Source organism: Endozoicomonas sp. ONNA2 (assembly GCF_024606365.1).
GTDB lineage: Bacteria > Pseudomonadota > Gammaproteobacteria > Pseudomonadales > Endozoicomonadaceae > Endozoicomonas.
On record NZ_JAHHPO010000128.1, the window covers coordinates 1 to 6,559 of the forward strand.

At 46.7% G+C, this 6,559-nt stretch carries 3 protein-coding genes and 1 pseudogene; 1 reads left to right on the forward strand and 3 read right to left on the reverse strand.

Annotation, left to right across the window (positions count from 1 at the left end; translation table 11 throughout):
• Positions 1 to 57: 57 nt before the first annotated feature.
• The 3 genes and pseudogenes from KDK14_RS02405 to KDK14_RS02415 all read right to left on the reverse strand — a co-directional run.
• Positions 58 to 2,817 carry a hypothetical protein gene (locus tag KDK14_RS02405; RefSeq protein ID WP_257263426.1) on the reverse strand — a complete coding sequence of 920 codons (2,760 nt, stop codon included), beginning with the start codon at positions 2,815 to 2,817 and terminating at the stop codon, positions 58 to 60.
• 252 nt (positions 2,818 to 3,069) lie between these two features.
• Positions 3,070 to 3,618, reverse strand: coding sequence for a dihydrofolate reductase (locus KDK14_RS02410; RefSeq protein WP_257263427.1), 549 nt, complete (start codon positions 3,616 to 3,618; stop codon positions 3,070 to 3,072).
• A 118-nt stretch (positions 3,619 to 3,736) separates the two neighbouring features.
• Positions 3,737 to 4,342, reverse strand: a pseudogene (locus tag KDK14_RS02415) (tRNA 4-thiouridine(8) synthase ThiI); the annotation flags it as partial.
• 561 nt (positions 4,343 to 4,903) lie between these two features.
• Here KDK14_RS02415 and glnA point away from each other — a divergent pair.
• Positions 4,904 to 6,307, forward strand: a complete 1,404-nt coding sequence (gene glnA / locus KDK14_RS02420; RefSeq protein WP_257263428.1) for a glutamate--ammonia ligase — start codon at positions 4,904 to 4,906, stop codon at positions 6,305 to 6,307.
• Positions 6,308 to 6,559: the final 252 nt, after the last annotated feature.

Below are 6,559 nucleotides of genomic sequence, written 5' to 3' on the forward strand. Positions count from 1 at the left end.
CGCAATCCTCGCTACGGGGACGCCCAGTCGGGCGCTATTCTCGGACAGCCTCCCAGGCTAAATCGGATCGACCGGGGGCAGGTTGCCAATTGGGTATTGCGGGTATTGAGAAGACTTATATTTGTATTCAATAATATAAGTAACAATGCTGTGGAACATCTTAAGAGTATCTTCGTGCTCCTGGTAACTTCCTTCTTTTTGTGCTTTTTCAATCCAGATGCTCAAATTACGCAGTTGGTCCAGACTATCGAGTTCCCTGATTTCCTTGAATGCCAGGCCTTCCGATATTTCTCCTGCGCGTAATCGGCGAATCAGACGACCACAGGGCTGGTCTTGGATAGATTGCAAGAAATCCTCGGATGACAACCGCTGAAGTTCATTTTGAGAATGCTGATCAGCAGCTTCCCGCCCCGCGGCTACCTTTGGTATGTATCCGCGTTCCTGACCTTCGGATACCGCAGAAATAACTCGCGCACTATTAGCAATCAATGTTCTGGCTATTTTTTTATTCAAGGTAGCACTTTTTTCCTGAACAACGCGATGGAATTCACCGAACGCACCGTTAATTTCCTGATCAAGCAACTGCTGCAAGGCTGCATGTTTAAGGATGAGTATGGCGGCCTCTTCATCACTCATAGCCTCGAACGTTCCTTTGTTGAGCAGTTCACTTCGTTGCCTGGCTTCTTCGAGCTTGTCACCAATTTCTTCCATCGATTTTATAGAGTCAAGCAAATGGTCAACCATAGGCTCCAACTGTTGCTTGGCCATCGTGCGCATTGTGCCAACTTCCTCACGTCCTGTTCTTAACCGTTTGCCAAATAGTTGTCTGGTATAATCCGACTGCTTTTTAATAATCTTTGCCATTCTCTTTTCATTGATTTTTGTGTTTGCATGATTGGACGCCATTTCAACAAAAAAGAAAGCCACAAAACACAAGGCTCCATGCAATGAGATCTTGGGAGCTACAGGGGTTATATTGATAGATCCGCCTCTTTTTCCAGCTATCTTGAAAAAGTTTAACAAGTTTTTGTATAACGATCCTTTTATCTGACTATAGAAAAACTCCTGTATAATTTCTTTGAAAATTCCGGCTGATTTAAACACGACAGATGTATTTATGGGCTCGATTACCGTGCTATCAGACACCGTCTGATCTTCAACGCTTTGGGTATGATTCATCCAGCGAGGAATGATTCGGCTTATCCATTTTTCATCACTTATTTTTATTTGATGACCATGAACCATTAACTGCTTGTTGCTACAAACACTCTTGAATACTTCTTCCCTTTTTTCAGTGGGCATATCTTTAAATTTTGTATTCCAAAGCTCTTCCAGGTCCTTTATATGCCGGTTTTCAAGAATATTGCGACTGATGATTACGTTCTCAATGAGCTTTTCAAAAAAAAATAAATTAGCTTTCAGCTTTTTCCTGCGCTCATAATACAGTGCTTTCTCTTTCTCTAAAGCAATAGACTCTTCAAGTGTCCTTTGCTCTTTTTCCGCCATTTTTTCCAGTTTTAGTGCTTGTTTTTCGAGTTCAGCATAAGCACTGTATATCTCTGTAAAGGTCTTATGCGTGCATCGGTAGCGAAGCTTCTTTATTAACTCTCTTCTTTTCTTGTCATTTGACTTATCAACGTTGGTATAGTCAAAGTCAGCGTATTTTTTTATTTGTTTAAGTCCTCTGGCCATCCTGAACCTACGCCAAAGCTCTGTACTGGCCGACCAGAAAACAACGTAACCTATATCAGTGACTAGTCCAACAGCAACGGCGATACCGATGGCCATTCCAGCGGGTGGAAAAATAGCAGTGAGGATGACACCAGCAAGCAGAATACAGAAATTTATAATCTGGTTTCGTTTGTTACGTAAGATATTTCTCTTTATTCGGTTGCCGATATCTTTAAGGTGTATATTTGAAAAAAAACGTTCTCCTGAAGCCAGTTTTTGAATATGTTTACAATCTTCTTTCTCGATGAAGTGGTCTGTTTTCCCGGGTTCAGGCAGTTGGGGAGGAGGCGGTTGCTGAGGATTGAGTGCACCATGGCCAATACTTTTTACTTTATTGCCTATTACTGATTTTTGTTCTTCAATGGGCAGGACCAGGTTGTTTCGCAACTCTCTTTTAACTTCAAGCATTCGTTCAAAAGTGAACGTTTTTTCATCCTTTATGCCAACCCTTTTTAATAAATCTTTAATATATTGGTATTGTTGTTCACGGTGTGTTCCATATTGCTGACGTCCCTGAAGTTGTTGTTGAATAACGGGTAACCCTGAAGTTTTTTCATACTGAATTGCCAAGCGAATTTTTCTGTGTATATGTGGCAGGATTATTTGTTGCAGGAAACCTTCAGGTAGTATTTTACCTCTACGTAAATACTCATAGGTCATGTCCATGCTGCTGAGTTGAGAGGATTTAACCACAGCTTCTATAGTTTCTGTGCCAATAGCAACTTGCCCATCGGAAATACCCAGTCTGCCATCTTCTGATTGATGCAGTTTGACAGACTTGCCTGCATGCAGTTTTAATGCAGCGAGTACTTTCTGTGGGTTTTGGGGGTTGTGTTTGGTGAGGTCGTCAACCAGATCACTCACTTTTACTGATGGGGCAGGGTGGATAAAGCGATTTATTTTTTCCCTGCAGAAAGAAATCAAGCGGTTGTGCCAGTACTTGGATTCAATATGCTCAGATACCCGGGTGATGGTTTCCACGGATTGTTTTTCACGGCTATTAGTGGCGCGATGGCCTTTACCAAGGCTGGAGGGAGTATATCCTGCGCTGTGCGAAGAAGTATGATCTTTTGGTATTTGGGGCATTCCTCATTCCTTAAGGTAACCCTTATTCAAAGCTCGTATTGGCTTAAGGAGTATTGGTAAAAATAACCCTTGCCTGTCTGACGAACAAGATAGGCAACAGACAGTTTTTCCGGGCAACCAAGAGACTATCCGAGAATAGACTGCCCTACTCGATTAATTATAGACGACCAGAACCTGAGAAAGGGGGTATTTCCTGCATCTCAGGAGGCATGAAATGTGGCTTACGCACGGGGTGAATGGCAGGCGCTGCTTTCAGGCCCTATCGAGCACCAGGTAACTATAAGTCAGTGGCGGAGCATCTTTCGATTGAGTGTCTTTCCGGGAGATTTCCCGCCACTGCTGCGGGTTAATGTCCGGAAAAAACGCATCACCGTCAAAATTTTGATACACCCGGGTCAGGTAAAGCCGGTCAGCCTGATCAATCGCCTGTCGATAGATCTGTTCGCCACCAATGACCATGATTTCTTCGTTCGGAGCAGGAGCCTCAGCCAAGTGAGGAGCCTCAGCCAAGTCAGGAGCCTCAGCCCGGATAATCGTTTCAGCCAGAGCAATCCCATCAACCAGGCTGTGGACTACGTTAACCCCGTCATGGTGCCAGTCATGATCCCGAGTCATGACGATATTGGTTCTGCCAGGGAGAGACTTGCCCAGGGAGTCAAAGGTTTTCCGGCCCATGATAACAGGTTTACCCATGGTAACCGCTTTGAAGTAACGCAGATCTCCCGGCAGATGCCAGGGCATTTTATTATTGATGCCAATGGCGTTATTGTCTGCCACTGCAGCGATCAGGGCCAGTTTCATCGAAGTTACTCCTTTTTATTTACGGCTTAAATATGCCAACATTCTCATACCCTTCTGCCCGAAGTTGCATGGCATGCAGCTGACTCATGACTCCACTTTCGCAGTAGATCAGGTAATGTCATTCGTTGTCCAGCCCAGCAAAGCGTGTGCGCAGCTGATAAAAGGGAATGGTCACCACTTCTCGTCCGGGCATGGTGAACAGCTTTATCTCTTCTTCCGTCGGGTGACGGATATCAATAATCACTTCACCCTGATGAACTTCACTAACCACCTCAACGTCTTCCCGGGTCAGGTCATCGGCAATGATATCGTGGATGGAGACCACTCTCCGGCGCTGAATAGCATCTTGGCGTATATCGACGTTGAAACGCCGCTCTTCTACCGCTATTTTCTCTTCCCTTGCCCGGGTTGTGGTTTTTTTTGAGATGATCGCGCAGTATTTGGGAATATTACAAACGAACACCTCAGTGCCGATTTGCCTGGCTGTATCGATGATCGCTTGTTTATCCATGGTAATCAGAGGCCGGAGCACCAGTGCATCGGTTACCGAGTCAATCACAGCCGGGTACGGCAGTGTCTGGCTGAAAACCTGACCAATGGCTTCGCCGGTGACCAACGCAGACATTTCCAGCGCTTTGGCCAACTCACTGGCGGCCCTGAGCATCATTCGCTTGAGCATAACGCCCATACTGGCGTTGTCCACTTTGCTCAGTATCTCTTCAACAACGCCTTCAAAACGCCTTCAAAACGCCTTCAAAAAAAGGTACGGCAAGTAATGCTGCAAATCCTTTTTCAAAGGGGGTACACTGTCTGGCGCTATTTTATCAGATAGATGTCCTAACAACTATTTGCGCTAATTTGGTGCTCTTTTTGGTTGTCCTGCACCGTATCGGTCAGGTCTTCTTCCGAATCCGGCAGAGCCATCCTTTATTCAGGTGCGTGAGAACTGTGAGTAGCTGTATTTGAGTAATCTGCAGATGACTAATAACGCTGTGAGCCGGTGAGACACTTGGCTTCCAGTATCTTTTTTGCTCAGTGTTCGCCTGTTTCCAGATTGTTCGCTTGCAGAGCGCTATTTATGTCCATCCCGTTATGTCCATCTCGTCTGATGAAGATGCAAAATATGGCATATCTATTGCCTCAACAAGCGTATTTCTTTGGCTGCTACTCGTTGATGAGACCTGGAAGCAAAGAGATTGATCAGTAAACCGCCTGATCCGAACACATTGGTCGCCAGTGCGGTGTTTGTCCGGTTTTTTTTTGTCCTCTAGAGGGGAAATAGTAAATGTCGAAGACTCTTGACCTGATTAAGGAACATGACGTTAAGTGGGTTGATCTGCGTTTCACCGATACCAAGGGTAAAGAGCAGCACGTATCGATTCCCACGGGTGAAATAGACGACGAATTCTTCGAAGTCGGCAAAATGTTCGACGGTTCCTCTATTGCTGGTTGGAAGGGCATTAACGAATCCGATATGATTCTGATGCCTGATGACAGCACAGCAGTCATCGATCCATTCACTGAAGCAGCCACCCTGAACCTGCGCTGTGACATCGTTGAGCCATCCACCATGCAGGGTTATGAGCGCGACCCACGCTCTGTGGCCAAGCGTGCCGAAGAGTACCTGAAGTCCACCGGTATTGCTGACACCGCGTTCTTTGGTCCTGAGCCAGAGTTCTTTGTTTTTGACGATGTCAAGTGGAGCGTTGATATCTCGGGTGCTTCTTATGAAGTGAACTCAGAAGAAGCTGCCTGGTCTTCCAATGCCAAATTTGAAGGCGGTAACATTGGTCACCGGCCAAAAGTGAAGGGTGGTTATTTTCCGGTACCACCGGTTGACTCCCTGCACGACCTGCGTGCTGCCATGTGTGATGCCATGGAAGCCCAGGGTCTGGACGTGGAAGTTCACCACCACGAAGTGGGTACTGCCGGTCAGTGCGAAATCGGTGTCAAGTTCAACACCCTGGTCAAGAAGGCTGACGAAGTCCAGATTCTGAAGTACGCAGTGCATAACGTTGCTCATGCTTATGGCAAAACAGCTACCTTCATGCCGAAGCCACTGGTGGGCGACAATGGTTCTGGTATGCACGTTCACATGTCTCTGTCCAAAAACGGTGAGAACCTGTTTGCCGGTGATGGTTATGCCGGTCTGTCTGAAGAGGCCCTGTACTACATCGGTGGTGTGATCAAGCATGCCAGGGCGATCAATGCCTTTACCAACGGGTCTACCAACTCCTACAAGCGTCTGATCCCGGGCTTTGAGGCTCCGGTCATGCTGGCTTACTCGGCCCGTAACCGTTCTGCTTCTATCCGTATTCCCTACGTGAACAGCCCCAGGGCCCGTCGTATTGAAGTACGCTTCCCTGACCCCACTGCCAACCCTTACCTGGCCTTTGCTGCCCTGATGATGGCGGGTCTGGACGGTATCAAGAACAAAATCCATCCTGGCGATGCGGCGGATAAAGACCTGTACGATTTGCCACCGGAAGAAGCAGCCGAGATCCCGACGGTTTCAACCAGCTTTGAAGAGGCCCTGGCTGCCCTGGACGCTGACCGCGAGTTCCTGACTGCCGGTGGCGTATTCACAGACGACATGATCGATGGTTACATTGAACTCAAGAAGGAAGAGTGTCTTGCCGTTAGCCAGACAACTCACCCGGTAGAGTTTGATCTGTACTATTCTGTCTGAATGTTTTTACAGGCTGGGCAGGCTGTTTAACCTCAAGTGCTTAACCTCAAGCCAGAGCGAAAGTTCTGGCTTTTTTGTATTCGGGATATTGGTAACTATTAAGCTAACCGGTGCGTAACACGATATAATACCAAATCCACCTTCTAAATAATGAACTGCGCAGCCATTTTGAACCGCTGGATCTTCGTTGGAATCCCTCGCAATAGCCCTGCTATTACTCGTCATTCCGCCTTGCCCAGCAGTTCAAAATGG

Excerpts from the sequence above, each read along its gene's own strand:
- glnA (WP_257263428.1), top strand. The coding sequence starts at position 4,904 with ATGTCGAAGACTCTTGACCTGATTAAGGAACATGACGTTAAGTGGGTT.
- KDK14_RS02405 (WP_257263426.1), bottom strand. The coding sequence starts at position 2,817 with ATGCCCCAAATACCAAAAGATCATACTTCTTCGCACAGCGCAGGATAT.
- KDK14_RS02410 (WP_257263427.1), bottom strand. The coding sequence starts at position 3,618 with ATGAAACTGGCCCTGATCGCTGCAGTGGCAGACAATAACGCCATTGGC.